The following is a 20,036-nucleotide window of genomic DNA, read 5'->3' on the forward strand; positions in this document are numbered from 1 at the left end:
TCAATAGCGCTGGGCCTTGTCGACCTGGTTGATCAACGGGTCTCCAGCGAGGAATCGGCGTGCGTTCTCCAGCAGTACGGCGAAGCGGCGTTCGTCGGCGTGCGGGCCGGCGCCCGCGACATGCGGCGTGATCAGCACCTCGGGCCGGCGCCACAGTGGATGGTCGGCCGGCAGCGGCTCGGTCTCGAACACGTCGAGCGCCGCGCCGCGCAGCCGACCGGATTGCAAAGCTTCCTCGAGGTCGTCGAGCCGCACGGTCGGCCCGCGCCCCACGTTCACGAACAGCGCACCAGGCTTGAACTTGCGCAGCCGCGCGGCGTCGATCAGCCCTTCGGTCGCGGGCGTGTGCGGCACTGTGAGTACGACGAGGTCGGCGTCCGGCAGCGCGTCGTCCAACTCCTCGACCGGCCGCACCCGAGCGAACCCCCGCGGCGCCTCCCGGATCCGCGGATCGATCCCCTCGACCCGCGCTCCGAACTCACTCAGCAGCCGCCCGATCTCGGCCCCCACGGCCCCCGTTCCCACGACCAGTACTCGCGACTCACCAAGCACCACCACGCTCCCCGGATCCCAATCCGGAGCCCACTCGGCAGCCTCCTGCGCACGCACATATCGCGGCAGGCCCCGCGCCATTGCCAACACCAGCGCCAACGTATGCGCCGCCACATGATCCGTGTACGTGTCCCGCATGTTCGTCACCACCACCCGATGCGCCACCAACTCCGGGTAGTAGAACTCCGGCGCTGGCCCAGCCTGCGGCGCCTGCAACCACCGCAGCTTGGTGCTCACCGCAAGCAACTCCGCAGGAAGCACCCCATAAACCGCATCCGCCTCCGGAAGCGCCGCAGCGTCACGGACAACCCACAGTCCAGGCAGCTCCGCCTCCAGCCGAGCCGGCCAGTCAGCGGTCTCCGGGGTCTCGGGCTGCAGGAGTACAAGCGTCGCGCTCATGCTGAAGCCGCCCGAATCCGCTGCAAGCGCTTCTTGGAGGCCAGGCCGGCGTGGTAGTAGCGGACCTCGGAGGCGCCTGCTTCGAAGAGCTCTTCGACGCCGTCCCAGCGCTCTTCCAGCACAGTGACGTTGGCGATCAGCGGGACGTCGGTGCGCGCCGCCGCAGCTTTGACCTGGCGAGCGGCCGCGCCGACGTCACCCCAGCACTTCAAGACGTAGGCGTCCGGGCGGTGTGCCTGCAGATCGACACCGACGTCCGGCCCGGTCACCCACGGGTCATCAGTTGCCATAAGCAACAGACGGCGATCGCCCGCCAATGTTTGAGCCTCGCGGATGAGCTCGCCGATGACTGCGGCGCGGTGGGTGAGCAGGGGCTCGGCCTCGGGCAGCGCGGCCGGTTGTGCGCCGAGAAGCTCGGCGTCGACCGCGGAGCGGACGGACGCGGCCAGGGAGTCGGCTGATGGGCCGAGGGCGGACCGGCAGGCGGGGCAGAAGCAGATCGACAGCAGACGGCGGGCGTTGGCCGACAGCTCGGCGCCTTCGGTCTTCTCGTGCAGGCTGCCGTGGTCGAACCCCAGCCATCCGCAGGCTTCGAGCATCAGCGCGTCGACGTCGTACTGCTCGACGACCTCCCGAATCAGCGTCAGCGCATACGTGCGGACCGATTCGTGCGACGGGCAGAGCGCGTACGGGTAGCGCTCGCCGTACGCGTTCTGCACGGTCACCTCGGGATGTGCCGCCCCGACTGCCGACGAATGGGTGAGGACGAGCCATGCCTCGACCCCCAGCCCGGCCGCCCGGAGCGCGCGCGTCGCCGTACCGAAGCGGTCCGGGTTATCCACAGCCCAGCTGGGGGCGAGTGGTCGCAGGTCGCCCCAGACGGCGTCGCGGATCGGGAAGTACGCCGCGGCGTGCGCTGCGTGGACGACGCGGTGCGCCGGGTGGAACGGCGTGATCCCGCGGACGGCGTGGTACGCCGCCTGCAGCGTGACCGTGTCGACCCCGAGCCCGGCGATCCGCTCGGCCGCGGCCGGATCGCCGACCAGATCCCAGGTGTACGCGAACACGCCGTGGCTCACCGGCGACCTCCTCAAGACTGGTGGTAAACGCTTGCCAACTCCCGCTCAGAGTAGAGCGGCGGGTCGTCCCCGGCAAGAGCTGAGAAAGCGGTTTCATATCCACAGATTGTGCATTACCTGTGGATTAGCGATTCTGAGGAAGGGTTTTCACAAGGAGGTGAGACAGTCGCGGGCACGGACGCAGCGGGTCACGATCACCCAGGTCGGCCAGGCCGCCGGGGTGTCCCCGGCGACGGTCTCGCGCGTCCTGAACGGGACGGCGAAGGTCGACGCGGTGCTCGCCGAGCGCGTTCAGACCGCCGTCCGCGCGCTCGGATACCACCCGAACGCCGCCGCCCAGGGCCTGGCGAAGGGGCGCTGGGGGACGATCGGCGTCCTGGTCCCGGATCTCGCCAACCCGTACTTCCCGGAGATCCTCAAGGCCGTCAGTGCGGTCGCCCGCGCGAACGGCCACCGGGTGATGATCATGGAGTCCGAGGAGAATCCGGCCGTCGAGCCGGAGCTGGTCGCCGATCTGCTCCGCAGCTGTGACGGCCTGCTGCTCTGCTCACCGCGGATGCGCCGCGACCAGCTTGCCGATCTGGTCGCCCGCGCGCACCCGATGGTGCTGGTCAACCGCATCGTCCCCGGCCTCGCCGTCCCGGCGATCTCGGTCGACTTCTACGGCGGTACGACGTCCATCTGCGGTCATCTCGCGCAGCTCGGCCACCGCGAGGTCGCTTACCTCAGCGGCCCGGACGCCTCCTGGGCCAACGCCGAACGCATCCGCGCTCTCCGAGCGGCCGCGGCATTCGGCCTGCACGTCACCGTCGTCCCAGCCGGCGCAACGGCCGCGGACGGCGGGGCGGCAGCCGAAGCGGCGCTCGCCACCGGGGCCACCGCGGTGGTCGCCTACAACGACCTGGTCGCCCAAGGTGCGCTGGCCCGGTTCCGGCAGCTGGACGTCGACGTCCCGGGCGAACTCTCAGTCGTCGGCTTCGACAACCTCTCGCTCGACTGGTCGGGCCAAGCCACCCTCACCACGGTCTCGATGCCGCGCGACGAGCTCGGCCGGCAAGCCGCCGACCTCCTCGAGCAACTGATGACCGGCGCCCCCGACACCGATCCCAAACTGCTCCCGATGGAGCTGCTCATCCACGAGACGACAGCCCGGGCGCGCGTCTAACCCGCGATCTCCAGGATGTCGATCTCGGTGTACGGGTCGGCCTCGGCGAACCGCAGCGCCCAGCGGACGGCGTCCTCCTTGGAGTCGACCCGGATGATCGACAGCCCCGCCACCAACTCCTTGGTCTCCGCGAACGGGCCGTCCATGACCCGCGGCGGGCCCGGCTGCGCGACCGAGATGCGGGCGCCCCGGGAGCTCGGCATCAGCCCTTCGGCGACCTCGAGGACGCCGGCCTGCCGCATCTCCTCGAGGACGGCGTCCGCCCGGGCCAGGATCTCGGCGTCCGGCGGGTTACCCGCTTCGAGTCCGTCGTTGGTCTTGTGGAGCAGCATGAACCGCATAGGGCCGACCTTAGTGGAGCTGCGCCCAGAACGCTTCCGGAATGTCGTGCTCGAGCCAACCGGCGACCTCGGCGATCTCCTGCGGCGTGCGCGCCCCGACGACCACAGCCGGTACGGCGGGGTGCCGCAGCGGGAACTGAACGGCCGCAGCGAGCAGCGGTACGTCGTACTGGCGGCACAGCGCGCGGAGCTGGTCGATCCGGGCCAGCAGCGCCGGTGGGACTTTTGCATACCCGTGCGGAGCGCCGTCCGCCGTGTCAGCCAGGACGCCGCCCTGGAACACACCCGCTGCGAGGACGGCGACGCCGAGCTGCTCACACAGCGGTAGCAGCTCGTCGGTCGCGCTCTGGTCCAGCAGGCTGTAGCGCCCGGCGAGGAGGATCGCATCCGGCCCGTCGGCCCCGGTCTCGCGGAGGAAGCGGGCGGCGACGTCCGCGTGGTTGATGCCGAGCGAGATCGCCCGGATGGTGCCGCGCCCGCGCAGCTCGCGCAGCGCCCGGAGGGTCTCGGTGGACGCCGTCGCGAAGTCGAGGTCGGGGTCGTGGATGTGCAGGATGTCGATCCGGTCGATCCCCATCCGCTCCAGGCTGGCCTCGAAGGAGCGGATGACGGCGGCGTACGAGTAGTCCAGACGCGGACCGAGGCCGGCCGGCGGCTCGGCCCAGATCGGCTGGATGTCCGGCCCGCCCGGCTCGATCAGCCGGCCGACCTTGGTCGACAACACGAACCGGTCCCGCGGCCGGCCGCGCAGCGCCAGCCCGGCGCGCTGCTCGGACCGGCCGTAGCCGTAAACGGGCGCGGTGTCGAACAGCCGGACGCCGAGCTCCCAGGCCCGGTCGATGGTCGCGATCGCCTGCGATTCCGGGACGGCGGCGAACATCCCGCCGAGGGACGCGAGCCCCAACCCCAGTCTGCTGACTCTCAACCCCGTCCGGCCCAGCTCCACAGTCCGCATGGCACGAACGCTAGGAGGCGCCACCGACAATCAGCTGGCCGATCCGGCTCGGTGCGTAGTACGTCTCGGGGGTCGGACAGACCGGCGCCTCGGTGAGCCGCTCGGGGGTCGCCAGCAGCACCGCGTGACCGCGCGTGATCGGCCCGGCGAGGTACTCGTGCCCGGGGAGCTCGGCGACCGCCGTCCGGCAGCCGAGCGCCATGCCCTCGAACAGCGCGGTGGTCGAGACGCCGACCTGGTACGTCGCCTGCGCCAGCAGATCGAGCGTGTTGCCGTCGGTGGACAGCTCGACCCCGGCCGGCATCGTGTAGTCGGCCGCGTGCTCACTCGGGTGCAGCCGGAACCGGACGGTCAGCTCGGGATGCGTCTTGGCGACGGTCTCGGCGACCTGGAGCAACCCGTGGCCGGTCGTGCCCTGGGAGAGGAAGACCGCCAGCTTCGGGTCCTTGGCGGTAGCGGCCGGCAGGTACGGCGAACCGACGACCTCGGTCCGCATCCCGGCAGGCAGCTCGGCGACGTCCGTCCAATAGTCGCCGAAGCACCACAGCTCGTCGGGCTGGTCGGCGACCTCCGGGCGGCCGGGGTAGCTGTAGCCGAGGTGGAACGGACTGATCGCGCCGTGCTGCAGCTCGACGACCCGGACGCCGAGGTCGCGGGCCGCGCCGACGATGTGCTGATGGAAGTACGCGACGACGACGTACACGGTCTTGATGCCGTGCCGTTTGAGCAGCGCGCGGTAGAGCGCGCGCAGGCGCAGGTGCTTCGGGACCTCGCGAGCCAGCAGCGCGCTGGTCGGGACGCCGACGCCCGTCAGCTCCTTGAGCGCGGCCGTGATGCCGCGGTCGTCGGCGGCCCGGGCGTGGACGGCGCCGGCCGCGGAGGTGAAGAAGTCCAGGTTCCGGCTGCCGGGGAGCGGGGTGCCGTTGATCCCGGAGTCGAGGATCAGCGTCGACGGGCCGAGTGCGGCGCGGAGCTCGTCGGTGTAGATCTCGACACCGTCCGGTTTCCGCGGATGCGGGACGACCATCGCGTCGTACCGGCCGACGAACGGGTTGCGGGTCGCGAGACCGGCCACGTGCCGGCCGACCAGACCGAGCTTGTCGGTGGCGCTTCGGCGGACCGGATGCGGGACGCCGTGAATGCCGCTGCGCCGGGTCAGCTCATGGAAGACGCGCATCCGGATGATCGGCCACGGGTGCATGCCCCGGATCTGCCAGTCGAGGAGCCGCAGCTCCTCCTCCACCTGCCAGATCGCCCGGCACAGGCTCGCCACCGTCGCCGTGCCGTTCCCGGTACTCGTCATGATTGATCCCCACTATGCCCGCCAGGCTGCCGATACCGGAGAAGAACCGGCGGACCGCCTTGAGCAGATGCGTCTTCCGGCCGAGCAGCAGCCCGGCGAGCGCGTAGCCGATCGCCGAGACCACCCGGGCCGAAGCATAGGCCAGCACCAGCACGTAGCTGACCGCGCCCGGACGGATCAGCAACCGGCTGATCGTGTCCCCGCTGCCGCTGCGGAACGCCCGCCGGACCAGCCAGCTCAGCGTCGTCCGGGCCGGCGGCACCTCCTCGGCGATACAGGCCTCTTCGCACCAGACGATCCGGAACCCGGCCCGGTGCACCCGTAGGAAGAAGTGCAGATCCGACGAGCCCGTGTACCGGAAAGCGGGATGAAAACCCGGCGTCACCGTGTGGTAGACCCGGCGGCTGACCAGCGTGTTGTTCGTGTACGCCTTCCGCAACTCCAGCCCGGTCGTGTGCCGCCCGGTCGAGTCGTGTACGTCGCTGTAGTGGTTCCACGGCGGTGCGCCGGCCGGCAGATTCCCCTTCACCGGCCCGGTGACAACGTCGGCCCCGGTGCTCTCCCACGCCAGCAACAACGTCGCCAGCCAGCCCGGCGGCGCGACCTCGTCGTCGTCCACGAAGATCAGCGCGTCATCGTTCCAGCACAGCTCCACCGACCGCTCCCGCGCGAACGGAATCCCCGGCTCCGGCTCCACCACCGACTCGATCGGATACCGGCCCCCGTCGAACCCCGCCACCACCGCGGCCGCCGTCCCATCCGCATCGTTGTCCACCACCACGATCCGGACCGCGTAATCCGCTCCCGCCGGCAACTCCTGCGCCTGCAAACTCGCCAGCAACCCCCGCAACAGAGCAGGCCGCCGAAACGTGATTACCGCAATGGCGACGCTCGTACTCATAGACCCCGAGACTATCGGTTCCGTCCAGCCGACGGAGACCTAGCCGGGCGTGTACCTCTGAGTACAGTTATTCGCGTGGAGACGGTGGAGCGGTTGATCCGGAGTATGCAGGGGTTGTTGTGGGAGCGGGGGTATGTGGGGGCGAGTCCGAAGGCGGTGCAGCGGGAGAGTGGGGCGGGGCAGGGGAGTATGTACCACCACTTCAGTGGGAAGGCGGAGTTGGCGCGGGCGGCTATTGAGCGGTCCGGGGTGGAGATGCGGGTGAAGGCCGCGGAGGAGTTGGGGGCGGAGGGGACGGCGGTGGGGCGGATCTCGGCGTACCTGGGGCGGGATCGGGAGGTGCTGAAGGGGTGTCCGGTGGGGCAACTGGCGGCGGATCCGGAGGTGGTGGCGGATCCGGCGTTGCGGGGGCCGGTGGACGAGACGCTCGGATGGTTGCGTGGGCGGCTCGCGGAGATTGTTGCTGAAGGCAAGGAAAAGGGGGAGTTCGCCGAGTCGGTGGTGCCGGAGCGGTTGGCAGCGACGATCGTGGCGACCTTGCAGGGCGGGTACGTGCTGGCGCGGGCGGCCGGGTCGGAGGAGCCGTTCGAGCTGGCGATCCAGGGGCTGCTCGATCTGCTGGCGACCGAGTGAGGACGCCGATGGGCGGCGCGCTGGGCGCCACCCATCGGGCGACTTCACTTGATCAGCTGGTTCAGGCCCTTCGCGACGTCGGCTCGCGGCTGAGGTGAGCCGAACGGACGGAAGTCCTGGGTGCAGATCGAGCCGTCGGTCGGAGGTTGCAGGTCGACCAGGTAGCTCTCGACCTTGGCGTTGACGCAGTTGCTCTTCAGGTAGCTGGTGTGACCCCAGCCCTCGACGGTGACCATCCGGCCCCGGGGGAACAGGTTGGTGTACGGGCGAGTGGTGGCGTACGGCGTCCCCGGGTCGAAGCGGGTGCCAACGACCATGACCGGGACCTGGACGTCGTTCGTCCAGTCCTTACCGGTGAAGGCGTCGGTGTCGTGCACCGGCAGGAACTCGCACTCGAATCCGATCCAGCCGCGGTAGGGCCCGAAGCCCGGCGTCCGGCGCTCCTCGGCGGCTGCGTAGGCGGGGTAGGCCAAGGGCCGTCCGGTACGACGGGAGTCGACGCAGGCTTGGTAGTTCGATCCGGCCGAGACGTACTGCTCCTTCGGCACCTGAGCCGTCCGGGCGCCGGCGGTGGATCGAGTGCGGAGCGCCTTGTCGATCTCGACGAAGTCGTGTGCCAGACCGGCCCAGGTGAACGGCGCGTATGTCGCTCGGTACGCCATCTGCACCGCCCACTGGTAATTCACCAGCTGTCGCGTCCCGTCGGACAGGGTGATCGTCACCGGCTGCGTCTTGAGGCGTTCGAGGAGCGCCTTCGTCACCGTGGCCGGGTCGCCGAGTTTCGCGAGCGAGCACCCGGCCGGGCCGGCTTTGCGGCACTCCTCGTTGAACTGCGTGAAGGTCTTGGCCGCCTCGGCGGCCTGCCCGATCCGGATGCCGAACGGCCGCGGGTCGCCGTCGCTACCGGTCCAGGCGACCGGATCGACCGTCCCGTCGAGGACGAGCGTCCGGACGGTGTTCGGGAACAGCTTGGCGTACGTCGCGCCGAGGAAGGTGCCGTACGAGTAGCCGGCGTAGTTCAGCTTCGCGTCGCCGACCGACTGCCGGAGCAGGTTCAGATCGCGGGCGACGTTCGCCGTCGAGAAGTGCGCCATCCGGTCGCCCGAGAGTTTCGCGCAGTTCAGGCTCAGCTTCGTGAGGCCCTTCATGAACGGCTTGAGCTCGGACTGCGCGACCGGGAACAGCGGGATACCGCTCATCAGCGCCGCCTCCTCGGCCGCCGTCCGGAAGCAGGTCACCGGATCGGACGCGCCGACTCCGCGCGGATCGAAACCGAGAATGTCGAAGCGCTGCCGGATCTTCTCGCTGTAGCCGAACTGCGCGGTGTCGTGCACGAGGCCGACCCCCGACCCGCCGGGCCCGCCCGGATTGACGAACAGCGTCCCGAGCTTGTGCGCCGGATCGGACGCCGGCAGCCTGGTCATCGCGATCGTCGTGGTCGGGCCGCGCGGGTGGTCGTAATCGGTCGGCACCTCTACCGTCGCGCACTGGAACGCCGCGAGGTCGGGACCACAGGAACCCCAGTCGATCTTCGGCACGGCCGGTGCGGCGTACGCCGGTGCGGGCGCCAGTAGAGCCAGCGCGGCCACGACGGCCGCCGTACGGAAAGCTCTCATCACTTCGCTCCTTGCGAGTCGAACGGACGCCGGTCCGGCGTACACGTCGAGTTGTCGGTAGGCGCCTCGAGATCGACCAGATAGGTCTCGACCAGGGCGTCGACGCACTTGCTCTGCGATGCGGCCACGTGACCCCAGCCCTGGTAACCGACCATCCGGCCGGCGGGGAACAGATCGGCGTACGGGCGCGTGTTCTTGTACGGCGTCGCGGGGTCGAAGCGGGTCCCCACCACCAGGACCGGCGCCTGGACCTTGTTCTGCCAGTGGTTGCCCCGGTAGGCGTCGCGATCCCTGATCGGGAAGAACTCGCAGTCGAGACCGATCAGCGCGCTGTACCTGCCGAAGTGCGGCGCCGTCTTGTCGAGCTTGTCCATCCAGCGCGCGTACTCCCAGGGCCGGCCGGTCGCCGGGCCGTCCACGCAGGTCTGCATGAACGAGCCGTGTGACACGTACTGCTCGGCGGGCTCGGACTTGGCCGACGTCCGAGCTGACGGAAGCCCGCGTTGGGCCCGGTCGAGCTGGACGTACAGATCCGCGAGCTCACGCCATTTGAGTGGGTCGTAGAGGGTTTGGAACGTCGAGGTGACGACGTCTCCGTAGGTGAGTCGCCCGAAGGCGGGCAGGTCGACCGGGCTCTTCTTCAATCCCTGCAGGACGCGCTCGGTGATCGCCGCTGGGTCGCCGGCCGCGGCCAGCAGGCACTTCGCGCCACCGGCCCGGCGACACTCGTCGGCGAACGCGCCGAACGCCTCGACACCAGCCGGACCTTGCCCGGACCGGACGCCGAACGGCCGCGGGTCGCCGTTCGAACCGGAGTAGGCGACCGGATCCGTCGTACCGTCGAGCACCATCGTGCGGACGCGGTTCGGGAAGAACTTGGCGTACATCGCGCCGAGGAAGGTGCCGTACGAATAGCCGGCGTAGCTCAGTTTCGTGTCGCCGACGGCCTGTCGCAGCAGTTCGAGATCGCGGGCGACGTTCGCCGTCGAGAAGTGCGCCATCTTGGCGCCGGAGCGCTTGGCGCAGCTCTGGCTGAGCTTGCGGACCATCTCGAGCCCGGTCTTGAACTCGCTCCGGTTGAGCGGGATCAGCGGAGCCGTCTGCCGCAGCGCGGCCTCCTCGGCGGCGGTCGGGAAGCAGGTCACCGGATCCGACTTGCCCACTCCGCGCGGGTCGAAGCCGAGAATGTCGAAGCGGGCCAGGACCTGCGGCCGGTACGTCGTCCGCGCGTACTGCTGGACGAAGTCGACGCCGGAGCCGCCGGGCCCACCCGGGTTGACGAACAGCGTCCCCAGCTTGCGGGCCGGATCGGATGCCGGGAGCCGGGTCAACGCGATCGTCGTGGTCGGCCCGTTCGGCCGGTCGTGGTCGAGCGGTACTTCGACCGTCGCGCACTGGAACGCGGCGAGCTCGGCGCCGCAGCTGGCCCAGCTGATCTTGGGGACGCCCGGCGCGGCGGATGCGACCCCTGGGCTGAGTAGTGCGACGGCGGTCAGCGCTGCTGCCGCCGTCCGTAGTAGTCGTGCTGGCAAGGCCTTCTCCTCTGATGTGTCATGCGGTGTCGACCGGGCCGCCGATGGCGCCCCCGGTGACTTGGTGCACGGCGCGAGCCATCAGCTCGAAGGGGTCGCCGAAGTCTTCGATGTAATTGCCATTAGCAACAAAAATGTCGGCCGCGTCGCTGACCGCGCGGATCGCCGCGGTGGCCGCGGCGGCGTGGATGCGGATCTCGACGTCCGTGATCGCGCGGTCGTGCCGCGCCGCGAGGATCGCGATCAGCTCGCGCTCCACCTCGTCACAGGCCATCAGCCAGCCGGTCCGGATGGTCGGCTCGGTCTGGCCCAGGCTGGTCATCCGCACCGCGGCCAGGTCGTCGGCCCGCTGCTGCGGGGTGCGGACCACCTGCGGCACGGCTGCGGTGAAGTGCTCGGCGAGCGACCGGTCGCGCGGCCAGCTGCGCAGCAGCTCCAGGAACCAGTCGTTACTGGCCAGCATCAGCGGCTCGATGCAGCTCTCCTTGCTGCGGAAGTGTCGCCACAAGGTCCTGGTCGAGATCCCGACCGCGGCGGCGATCTCGTCCCCGCTGGTCGCCGCCACGCCTTGAGCCCAGAACAGCCGGGCTGCTTCGCGCGAGATCTCCAGCCGCAACCGGCGTCGCCGTTCGTCGCTCATCCGTTCCTCCAGTTTGTCACTAAATGACAGCATGGCACTAAGTGACAGAAGTGTGCAAGTTAGGGTGGCGATCATGGCTATTGAGGTGATCGGGGCCCGGCACGAGCGGTACGACGAGATCCTGACCGAGCCGGCGCTCGGGCTGATCGAGCGGTTGCACCGCGAGTACGAAGGCCGCCGGCAGGCGCTGCTCGCGCGCCGGAAGGAGCGGGTCGCGGAGATCGCGGCCGGGGCGTCGCTCGGGTTCCGGCCGGAGACGGAGGCGGTGCGGGCGGATCCGGAGTGGCGGGTCGCGCCGCCGGCGCCGGGGCTGGTGGATCGGCGGGTCGAGATCACCGGGCCGACCGATCGGAAGATGACGATCAACGCGCTGAACTCCGGCGCGAAGGTCTGGCTGGCCGACCAGGAGGACGCGAACACGCCGACCTGGGAGAACGTCGTCGGCGGCCAGCTCAACCTGCTCGACGCGATCACCCGGCGGATCGACTTCGCCACCGACGCGAAGTCCTACGCGCTGAAACCCGATGCGGAGCTGGCGACGATCGTCGTCCGGCCGCGGGGCTGGCATCTGCCGGAGAAGCACCTGCTCGTCGACGGTACGCCGGTGTCCGGTGCGCTGGTCGACTTCGCGCTCTACCTCGCCGCCTGCGGTCAGCTACAGCTCGACCGCGGCCAAGGGCCGTACTTCTACCTGCCGAAGCTGGAGTCCTACCTCGAGGCGCGGCTCTGGAACGACGTCTTCGTGACCGCGCAGGAGGCGCTCGGCATCCCGCGCGGCAGTATCCGCGCGACCGTGCTGATCGAGACCTACCCGGCGGCGTTCGAGATGGAGGAGATCCTCTACGAGCTGCGCGAGCACTCGGCCGGGCTGAACGCCGGTCGCTGGGACTACATGTTCAGCGTGATCAAGACCCATCGTGAGCGCGGCGCCGAGTTCCAGCTGCCGGACCGCAACAGCGTGACGATGACCGTGCCGTTCATGCGCGCGTACACCGAGCTCCTGGTCCGGACGTGTCACCGGCGCGGCGCGCACGCGATCGGCGGGATGGCCGCGTTCATCCCGAGCAAGGACCCGGCCGTCAACGAGCAGGCCTTCGCGAAGGTCGAGGCCGACAAGACCCGCGAGGCCGGCGACGGTTTCGACGGCTCCTGGGTCGCCCACCCCGGCATGGTCGACACCTGCCGCGCCGTCTTCGACGCCGTCCTCGGCGACCAGCCCAACCAGCTCGGCAAGCTCCGCGCGGACGTCGACGTCACCGCGGCCCAGCTCCTGGACGTCGCGGCCACCCCCGGCGCGGTCACCGAGGCAGGCCTGCGCAACAACATCAGCGTCGCCCTCCAGTACCTCGCCGCCTGGCTCGAAGGCACCGGCGCCGTCGGCATCTTCAACCTCATGGAGGACGCCGCCACCGCCGAGATCTCCCGCTCGCAGATCTGGCAGTGGCGCCGCAACAACGTCGTCCTCGACACCGGCGCCCAAGTCACCACCGACCTGGTCGAACGCATCGTCGACGAAGAGATCAACGCCTTCCCCGAGTCCCTGCGCTACCAGTCCGCCCGCGCCCTCTTCCTCGAAGTAACCCTCGCCGACGAGTACGTCGACTTCCTCACCCTCCCCGCCTACGAACGATTCAAGTAGTCGGTCAGCGTCTTCGCGACGGGGGCCAGTTCGGCGTAGACGCCGGGGTAGCCGGGTTCGGCGCAGCCGCGGCCCCAGGAGACGAGGGCCAGGAGGCGGCCGTTGAGGACGAGAGGGCCGCCGGAGTCGCCTTGGCAGGCGTCGATGGTGCCGTCGAGGTAGCCGGCGCAGACGTTGGCAGCGGCGGTGTAGCCGTTGGCGGAGTAGCCGTCGATGTTCAGGCAGGTGGCGTCGCCGAGGTCCGGGACGGCGGCTTTCTGGAGGGTGTTGGCGGGGCCGGTGTTCTTGGTGTCGCCCCAGCCGTAGACGGTGGGGACGGCGCCGCGCCGGTCGGCGTCGGGGCTCGTCTCGAGCGGGAGGACCGGGACGCCGGTCATCGGCTTCGCCAGGGTGAGGACGGCGAAGTCGTTCCGCCCGTGGGAGGTGCTGTACTGCGGGTGGACCCACGCCTTGTGGACGGCGGACACCCGCCCGCCCGCGGCGGACAGCTCGGCCCGGCCCTGGATGACGGCGAGTGTCGAAGCCGCCACGGTCATGCAGTGCGCCGCGGTCAGCACCTTGTTCGGACGCACCAGCACCCCACCGCACCAGCGCTTGGAGTCACTCGTCAGCACGACCGCCCAGGGCGCCTCGCTGACGCTCACGAGCGTCCCGCCGACGATCATCCGCTTGCCGCCGCCGTCGGCCGCGGCCACCCCGGAGGTCGCCAGCAACAGCGCGCCGGTCAGCGCGATCATCCGCTTCATCATGGCGACGAATTTACTGCAAGTAATCGTTTGAACGCGGAATGTATGCCGGGGTCGCGTGAATTCTGGACGCCAAACACCCCCGCGATGGGGTTGGACGGCGTCGAGGTGGCTACTGTCTTCAGGTGCAGAAATGGCCTGGCCGTCCTTATCCCCTCGGCGCCACGTACGACGGCTCCGGGACGAACTTCGCGCTGTTCTCGGAGGTAGCCGAACGAGTCGACCTGGCGCTGATCGGCGACGACGGGACCGAACAACTCGTCCAGCTGACCGAGGTGGACGGTTTCGTCCACCACGCGTACCTTCCCGCGGTGCAGCCCGGGCAGCGGTACGGCTTCCGGGTGCACGGACCGTACAACCCGGCCGAAGGTCACCGCTGCAACGCGTCGAAACTCCTGCTGGACCCGTACGCGAAGGCGATCGACGGCCAGGTCGACGGTGACGAGTCGCTGTTCAGCTACCGGTTCGGTGAGCCAAGTGAGCTGAACACGCTGGACAACCGGGAGCACACGATGCTGTCGGTGGTCACCAACCCGTTCTTCGACTGGGGTAACGACCGCCCGCCGGGTCACGCGTACCACGAGACCGTGATCTACGAGGCGCACGTGAAGGGCCTGACCAAGACGCACCCGGGCCTGCCCGACGAGATCCGCGGTACGTACGCCGGGATCGGGCACCCGGCGATCATCGATCACCTCAAGCAGCTCGGGGTGACCGCGATCGAGCTGATGCCGGTGCACCAGTTCGCCCAGGACGGTCACCTGCAGGAGCGGGGCCTGACGAACTACTGGGGTTACAACACGATCGGCTTCTTCGCGCCGCACAACGCCTATTCCTCGCTGGGCGGCCGCGGTCAGCAGGTGACCGAGTTCAAGACCATGGTCCAGGCACTGCACGAGGCCGATATCGAGGTCATTCTCGACGTCGTCTACAACCACACCGCCGAGGGCAACGAGTTCGGCCCGACGCTGTCGTTCAAGGGGATCGACAACGCGGCGTACTACCGGCTGGTGGACTCCGACAAGTCGCACTACTACGACACCACCGGCACCGGGAACAGCCTGCTGATGCGGCATCCGCACGTGTTGCAGCTGATCATGGATTCGCTGCGCTACTGGGTGACCGAGATGCACGTCGACGGTTTCCGCTTCGACCTCGCGTCCACGCTGGCCCGTCAGTTCCACGAGGTCGACCGGCTGTCGGCGTTCTTCGATCTGGTCCAGCAGGATCCGGTGGTCAGCCAGGTGAAGCTGATCGCCGAGCCGTGGGACGTCGGCGACGGCGGCTACCAGGTGGGCAACTTCCCGCCGCTGTGGACGGAGTGGAACGGTAAGTACCGCGACACCGTGCGGGACTTCTGGCGCGGTGAGAAGTACACGCTCGCCGAGTTCGGCTCGCGCCTGACCGGCTCGTCGGATCTGTACCGCGACGACAGCCGGCGGCCGCTGGCCAGCATCAACTTCGTCACCGCGCACGACGGGTTCACGCTGCGGGATCTGGTGTCCTACAACGAGAAGCACAACGACGCGAACGGCGAGGGCGGGAACGACGGCGAGAGCCACAACCGCTCCTGGAACTGCGGCGCCGAGGGGCCGACCGAGGACGCCGAGGTCCGCAAGCTGCGGGCCAAACAGCAGCGCAACTTCCTGACCACGTTGCTGATCTCGCAGGGCGTCCCGATGCTCGCGCACGGCGACGAGCTCGGCCGCAGCCAGTCCGGGAACAACAACGTCTACTGCCAGGACAACGAGCTCGCCTGGGTGAACTGGGATCTCGACGAGGAACAGAAGGACCTGCTGGAGTTCACCGGCGCGCTGGTCCGGTTGCGCAACGAGCACCCGGTCTTCCGGCGCCGCCGCTTCTTCCACGGCGATCAGGGCGTCGACGGCCTGGGCGACCTGGTCTGGTTCACCCCGGACGGCAAGGAGATGCAGGACAGCGACTGGGGTCGCGACGATGCGCGAGCGGTCGCGGTCTTCCTCAACGGGGACGCGATCTCCGAGCCGGATCCGCGCGGTGAGCCGGTGATCGACGACTCGTTCCTGATCCTGCTGAACAGCAACCACGAGCCGGAGGACTTCCTGCTGCCGACCGCGGAGTTCGGCGAGGAGTGGTCGGTGGTGGTCGACACCGTCCGTCCGACCGGCCGGGCCGAGGAGCTGAGCCACGCGGCGGGGAGCACGATCCGGATCGAGGACCGCGGCATGGTCGTCCTGACGCGGCCGCGGCGGACTGCCGGGTGAACGGCGTCCCGCAGGCAACGTACAGGTTCCAGCTGCGCGCGGAGTTCGGTTTCGACGCCGCAGCGATGATCGTCCCGTACCTGAGCAGCCTCGGGATCTCGCACGCCTACCTGTCCCCGATTCTGCAGGCGGCGCCCGGCTCCACCCATGGGTACGACGTCGTCGACCACAGCCGCTTGTCGGAGTCGATGGGCGGCCGTCCGGCGTTCGACCGCCTGTCGGCGCGGCTCACCGAGCACCGCATGGGTGCGATCGCGGACGTCGTCCCGAACCACGTCGCGGTGCCGACACCGGCCCGGTTGAACAAGGCCCTGTGGTCCGTACTGCGGGATGGGCCGGGTTCGCCGTACGCCGAGTGGTTCGACGTCGACTGGGGTTCGGGGAACCAGCCGTTGCTGATGGCGGTTCTAGGCAACCGGATCGGTCAGGTGCTCGCTGCGGGCGAGTTGTCGGTCGACGGCGACGTACTGCGCTACTACGACCACGAATTCCCACTGCGGCCTGGTACGGCGGATCTGCCGATCGCTGAGCTGGTGACCGAGCAGTGGTACCGCTTGGCGCACTGGCGGGTCGCTGACGAGGAGCTGAACTACCGGCGGTTCTTCGACGTTGACACCCTCGCTGCGGTGCGTGTCGAGACGCAGGAGGTCTTCGAAGCCACGCACGCCTTGCTGTTCGAGCTTCTGCAGGAGGGGAAGCTCAATGGCTTCCGCATCGACCACCCGGATGGTTTGGCTGACCCACGGGGCTACCTGCGTCGGCTGGCCGAGCGGACCGGCGGCGCTTGGGTCGTGGTGGAGAAGATCCTGGAAGGCGCGGAAGAGCTACCGCAGGACTGGCCCTGTGCCGGCACCACTGGTTACGACGCCCTGCTACGGGTTGGTGGCCTGTTCATCGATCCCGCAGGTGCTGCACCGCTCGCCGCGCTGCATTCTGAGCTGACTGGTGAGCCGGCGGCATTCCACCCCGTAGTGCTGGAGGCGAAGCGCGAGATCGTCCGCCACGGTCAGTACGCCGAGGTGCATCGACTGGTCGAGTTGCTGGCCCGCATCTGCCAGGACGACGTCAGACTGCGTGACCACACCAGGCGGGCGTTCCACGAGGTTGTGGTCGAGCTGCTCGTCCAGTTCGAGATTTACCGCGCGTACGTCGTCCCGGGGGAGCAGCCGGATCCGACCGCCGTACGGGCGTTGGAGCGTGCGGCGGGTAAGGCGCGCGAGCACCTCGACGACGACCGGCAGGAGACGCTCGACGTCGTACTGCACTTGCTGCTCGGTCGAGAGACCGGCACGGCGAGCCGCATCGATGAGCATGCCCGGCACGAGCTGATTGTGCGGTTCCAGCAGACGTGTGGGCCGGTGATGGCCAAGGGCGTCGAGGACACCGCGTTCTACCGCTGGTTCCGCCTCTCCTCGCTGAACGAGGTCGGCGGCGACCCGGAGCACTTCGGTGTCACGCCGGAAGAGTTCCACGCCTTTGCCGCCGACCTGAACCGGCACTGGCCGCGGACGATGACGACGCTGTCCACCCATGACACCAAGCGATCCGAGGACGTCCGGGCCCGGCTCGGTGTGCTGTCGGAGCAGCCGGCTGTCTGGGCGGACGCCGTCCGCGAGTGGCGGCGGCTGTCGGAGGACCATCGCAGTCCGCTTCTCGACGGCAGTACGGAGTACCTCTTCTGGCAGACCCTGTACGGCACGTGGGCGGACGGTCCGATCGCCGAAGACCGGATGCAGGCCTATCTGCTGAAGGCGATCCGGGAGGCCAAGCGGCACACCACCTGGACGGAGTCCGACGAGGAGTACGAGCAGGCCGTCGCTGCCTTCACCACTGCGGTGCTGGCCGACGAGACCGTGCTGGACGCCGTACGCCGGTTCGCCGACCGGCAGGCCGGATTCGTCCGCGCCGCGACGCTTGGTCAGAAGCTGGTCCAGCTGACGATGCCCGGCGTACCGGATGTCTATCAGGGCACCGAGCTGGTCGACCTGTCGCTCGTCGACCCGGACAACCGGCGCGAGGTGGACTACGCCGACCGGATCGCCCGGCTGCATCGCCTGGACGAAGGAGCGAAGCCGGACGACCTGTCCGACGAGAAGCTGCTTGTGACCGCCCGGGCGCTGCGACTGCGTAGGCAGTACCCGCAGGCCTTTGGTGGCAGCTACACACCGCTCCCGACCTCGAACGGACATGCGGTCGCGTTCGCCCGAGGTGATGCGGTGATCACGATCGCGACCCGGCTGCCGGCTGCGCTGTACCGGTTGGGCGGTTGGGGCGACAGCACGGTTGTGCTGCCGAGTGGCGAGTGGAAGAACGTGTTGACCGGCCGGGTCGTGGGTAGTGGAGCGGCTCGGATCCAGGAGCTGCTGGAGGACCTCCCGGTGGCGTTGCTCGTAAGGAGCTGAGTGCACACCTTCACTGTCTGGGCCCCTGACGCGTCGTCGGTCGACGTAGCACTCCGGGACGGCGTACTGCCGCTGCACGCAGCCGACGGCGGCTGGTGGACGCGTGAGGTGGTCGAAGCGCACCACGGCACGGACTACGCATTCATCATCGACGGCGGCAACCCACTGCCGGATCCGCGCAGCCCTTGGCAGCCGGACGGCGTCCACGGGTTCAGCCGGGTCTTCGACGCGAACCGCTACCAGTGGACCGACGCTGACTGGGCCGGCCGCGACGTCCGCGGCTCTGTCTTCTACGAGCTGCACATCGGCACCTTCACCCCAGAGGGCACACTCGACGCCGCTGCGGAGCATCTGGACTATCTGGTCCTGCTAGGCATCGAGATCGTCTCTCTGATGCCGGTGGCCGCTTTCCCCGGCCGCCACGGCTGGGGCTACGACGGAGTCGACCTGTACGCCGTCCATGAGCCGTACGGCGGTCCAGAAGCCCTGCAGCGCTTTGTGGACCGCTGTCACGACGTTGGGCTCGCTGTCTGTCTGGACGTCGTCTACAACCACCTGGGCCCGAGCGGTAACCACCTGGGGTCGTACGGCCCGTACTTCACCGATCGGCACACCACTCCGTGGGGTCCGGCGGTCAACCTGGACGACACCGGCAGCCACGAGGTACGCCGGTTCATCTGCGACAACGCCCTCCGCTGGTTCCGCGACTTCCACCTCGACGCACTGCGTCTGGACGCCGTCCACGCGCTGGTCGACGACAGCCCGACGCACCTCCTCCAACAGCTCTCCACCGAGACCGCAGCGCTTTCTGCACAGCTCGGTCGCCCGCTAGGCCTGGTTGCGGAGTCTGACCTGAACGACCCGCAGATGGTCGAGCCGGTCGCAGACGGCGGCCAAGGGATGACCGCGCAGTGGAACGACGACTTCCACCATGCGTTGCACACGCTGCTGACCGGCGAGCGGTCCGGGTACTACGAGGACTTCGCCAACCCCGGTGTCTTCGCGAAGGCGATGACCCAGGTGTTCCTGCACGACGGCTCGTACTCGTCGTTCCGCGGCCGCGAGTGGGGCCGTCCTGTCGATCCCGACCGCCATCGAGGTGGTCAGTTCCTCGCCTACACCTCGGACCACGACCAGATCGGCAACCGGGCGCTGGGGGACCGGCCAGCGCTGACGCCGGGGCAGTACGCGATCGGGGCCGCGCTCGTGCTCACGTCGCCGTACACGCCGATGTTGTTCATGGGTGAGGAGTGGGGTGCCTCGACGCCGTGGCGGTACTTCACCGATCACGAGGAGCCCGAGCTGGCCGAGGCCGTCCGGACCGGACGGCGGCGCGAGTTCGCCGCGTTCGGCTGGGATGCTGCGGAGATCCCCGACCCGCAGGACCCGCAGACTTGGCGCAGCTCGGTCCTGGACTGGTCCGAGCTCGACGAGACGCCGCATCGCGAGCTGCTGGCCTGGTACCGCGACCTGCTGGCGTTACGCGCCCGGACGCCGGAGCTGCGCGACGACCGGCTCGCGGCGGTCGCCGTGACCGAAGGCCCGGAATCGTTGGTGATCGGCCGCGGCGACCTGCGGATCGTGGTGAATCTGGCCGCGGAACCGGCCGAGATCGCCCTGGACGCCGTCCCGGCGTACGTACTGCTCGCGTTCGGGACTGCGGAACTGGTGACGGAACATGTGCGGTTGGCCGGTCACGGGGTTGCTGTCGTGCTCGTGCGTGTTGATCCTTGGTGATTTCCGGAATCCCTTGTGTCCGGAGCGCCGGTGGCGGAGTGTTGAATCCGCCACCAGGGGCAGCAGGGGCAACGGGAGGACGTGCAGATGACAGTCGGCGGCGTCGATACCTACTACGACTACGACGAGAAACAGTGGAAGAGCCGAAGGCTC

The 20,036-nt window shown here is 69.1% G+C and carries 16 protein-coding genes; 6 read left to right on the forward strand and 10 right to left on the reverse strand.

Annotated elements, in window-relative coordinates; all coding sequences use genetic code 11:
- Window positions 1-951 (reverse strand): D-2-hydroxyacid dehydrogenase, encoded by a 951-nt coding sequence (locus tag ACZ6ZD_RS11710; protein WP_465670910.1) that lies wholly within the window; start codon window positions 949-951, stop codon window positions 1-3.
- The gene (locus ACZ6ZD_RS11715; RefSeq protein ID WP_465670912.1) at window positions 948-2,030 is read right to left on the reverse strand and encodes a hypothetical protein; all 1,083 of its coding nucleotides are present in this window, start codon (window positions 2,028-2,030) and stop codon (window positions 948-950) included. Before ACZ6ZD_RS11715 ends, ACZ6ZD_RS11710 begins: the two co-directional genes overlap by 4 nt.
- 157 nt (window positions 2,031-2,187) lie before the next feature.
- On the opposite strand from ACZ6ZD_RS11715, the gene ACZ6ZD_RS11720 reads away from it, so the two are divergent.
- Window positions 2,188-3,195, forward strand: a complete 1,008-nt coding sequence (locus tag ACZ6ZD_RS11720) for a LacI family DNA-binding transcriptional regulator (RefSeq protein WP_465670914.1) — start codon at window positions 2,188-2,190, stop codon at window positions 3,193-3,195.
- Here ACZ6ZD_RS11720 and ACZ6ZD_RS11725 read toward each other — a convergent pair.
- Genes ACZ6ZD_RS11725 through ACZ6ZD_RS11740 form a run of 4 tightly spaced genes read right to left on the reverse strand, consistent with a single transcriptional unit; the run spans window position 3,192 to window position 6,695 of the window.
- Window positions 3,192-3,536 carry a YciI family protein gene (locus ACZ6ZD_RS11725; protein WP_465670916.1) on the reverse strand — a complete coding sequence of 115 codons (345 nt, stop codon included), beginning with the start codon at window positions 3,534-3,536 and terminating at the stop codon, window positions 3,192-3,194. The two genes, ACZ6ZD_RS11720 and ACZ6ZD_RS11725, sit on opposite strands and share 4 nt — an antisense overlap.
- Before the next feature lie 10 nt (window positions 3,537-3,546).
- Window positions 3,547-4,491, reverse strand: a complete 945-nt coding sequence (locus ACZ6ZD_RS11730; RefSeq protein WP_465670918.1) for an aldo/keto reductase — start codon at window positions 4,489-4,491, stop codon at window positions 3,547-3,549.
- Window positions 4,492-4,501: 10 nt separating this feature from the next.
- Entirely contained in the window at window positions 4,502-5,692 is a 1,191-nt protein-coding gene (locus ACZ6ZD_RS11735) for a hypothetical protein (protein ID WP_465672682.1), read from the reverse strand.
- Window positions 5,652-6,695, reverse strand: coding sequence for a glycosyltransferase family 2 protein (locus ACZ6ZD_RS11740; RefSeq protein WP_465670920.1), 1,044 nt, complete (start codon window positions 6,693-6,695; stop codon window positions 5,652-5,654). Before ACZ6ZD_RS11740 ends, ACZ6ZD_RS11735 begins: the two co-directional genes overlap by 41 nt.
- Before the next feature lie 75 nt (window positions 6,696-6,770).
- Here ACZ6ZD_RS11740 and ACZ6ZD_RS11745 point away from each other — a divergent pair, with 75 nt between their 5' ends.
- Window positions 6,771-7,328, forward strand: a complete 558-nt coding sequence (locus ACZ6ZD_RS11745; RefSeq protein WP_465670923.1) for a TetR/AcrR family transcriptional regulator — start codon at window positions 6,771-6,773, stop codon at window positions 7,326-7,328.
- A gap of 44 nt (window positions 7,329-7,372) precedes the next feature.
- Here the strand turns inward: ACZ6ZD_RS11745 and ACZ6ZD_RS11750 are convergent, their stop codons facing one another.
- The 3 genes from ACZ6ZD_RS11750 to ACZ6ZD_RS11760 are packed head-to-tail and all read right to left on the reverse strand — an operon-like array spanning window position 7,373 to window position 11,116.
- Complete coding sequence (locus ACZ6ZD_RS11750; RefSeq protein ID WP_465670925.1) at window positions 7,373-8,944, reverse strand: alpha/beta hydrolase; 1,572 nt, start codon at window positions 8,942-8,944, stop codon at window positions 7,373-7,375.
- A complete protein-coding gene (locus tag ACZ6ZD_RS11755; protein ID WP_465670926.1) occupies window positions 8,944-10,476 on the reverse strand; it encodes an alpha/beta hydrolase in 1,533 nt (510 codons plus the stop codon). Before ACZ6ZD_RS11755 ends, ACZ6ZD_RS11750 begins: the two co-directional genes overlap by 1 nt.
- Window positions 10,477-10,495: 19 nt before the next feature.
- Window positions 10,496-11,116, reverse strand: coding sequence for a TetR/AcrR family transcriptional regulator (locus ACZ6ZD_RS11760; protein WP_465670928.1), 621 nt, complete (start codon window positions 11,114-11,116; stop codon window positions 10,496-10,498).
- A 73-nt stretch (window positions 11,117-11,189) separates the two neighbouring features.
- Between ACZ6ZD_RS11760 and aceB the strand changes: the two genes are divergently transcribed.
- Window positions 11,190-12,755: a malate synthase A gene (gene aceB, locus ACZ6ZD_RS11765; protein ID WP_465670930.1), complete on the forward strand. Its 1,566-nt coding sequence runs from the start codon at window positions 11,190-11,192 to the stop codon at window positions 12,753-12,755.
- On the opposite strand, the gene ACZ6ZD_RS11770 is transcribed toward aceB, so the two are convergent.
- Window positions 12,737-13,504 (reverse strand): S1 family peptidase, encoded by a 768-nt coding sequence (locus tag ACZ6ZD_RS11770; protein ID WP_465670932.1) that lies wholly within the window; start codon window positions 13,502-13,504, stop codon window positions 12,737-12,739. The two genes, aceB and ACZ6ZD_RS11770, sit on opposite strands and share 19 nt — an antisense overlap.
- Window positions 13,505-13,626: 122 nt before the next feature.
- On the opposite strand from ACZ6ZD_RS11770, the gene glgX reads away from it, so the two are divergent.
- Genes glgX through treZ form a run of 3 tightly spaced genes read left to right on the forward strand, consistent with a single transcriptional unit; the run spans window position 13,627 to window position 19,883 of the window.
- The gene (glgX, locus tag ACZ6ZD_RS11775; RefSeq protein ID WP_465670934.1) at window positions 13,627-15,744 is read left to right on the forward strand and encodes a glycogen debranching protein GlgX; all 2,118 of its coding nucleotides are present in this window, start codon (window positions 13,627-13,629) and stop codon (window positions 15,742-15,744) included.
- Window positions 15,741-18,146, forward strand: coding sequence for a malto-oligosyltrehalose synthase (gene treY / locus ACZ6ZD_RS11780; protein ID WP_465670936.1), 2,406 nt, complete (start codon window positions 15,741-15,743; stop codon window positions 18,144-18,146). Before glgX ends, treY begins: the two co-directional genes overlap by 4 nt.
- On the forward strand, window positions 18,147-19,883 hold the full coding sequence (treZ, locus tag ACZ6ZD_RS11785) for a malto-oligosyltrehalose trehalohydrolase (RefSeq protein ID WP_465670938.1): 1,737 nt from the start codon (window positions 18,147-18,149) through the stop codon (window positions 19,881-19,883).
- Window positions 19,884-20,036 lie beyond the last annotated feature (153 nt).

The sequence above is a fragment of the Kribbella sp. NPDC104218 genome, assembly GCF_055584105.1.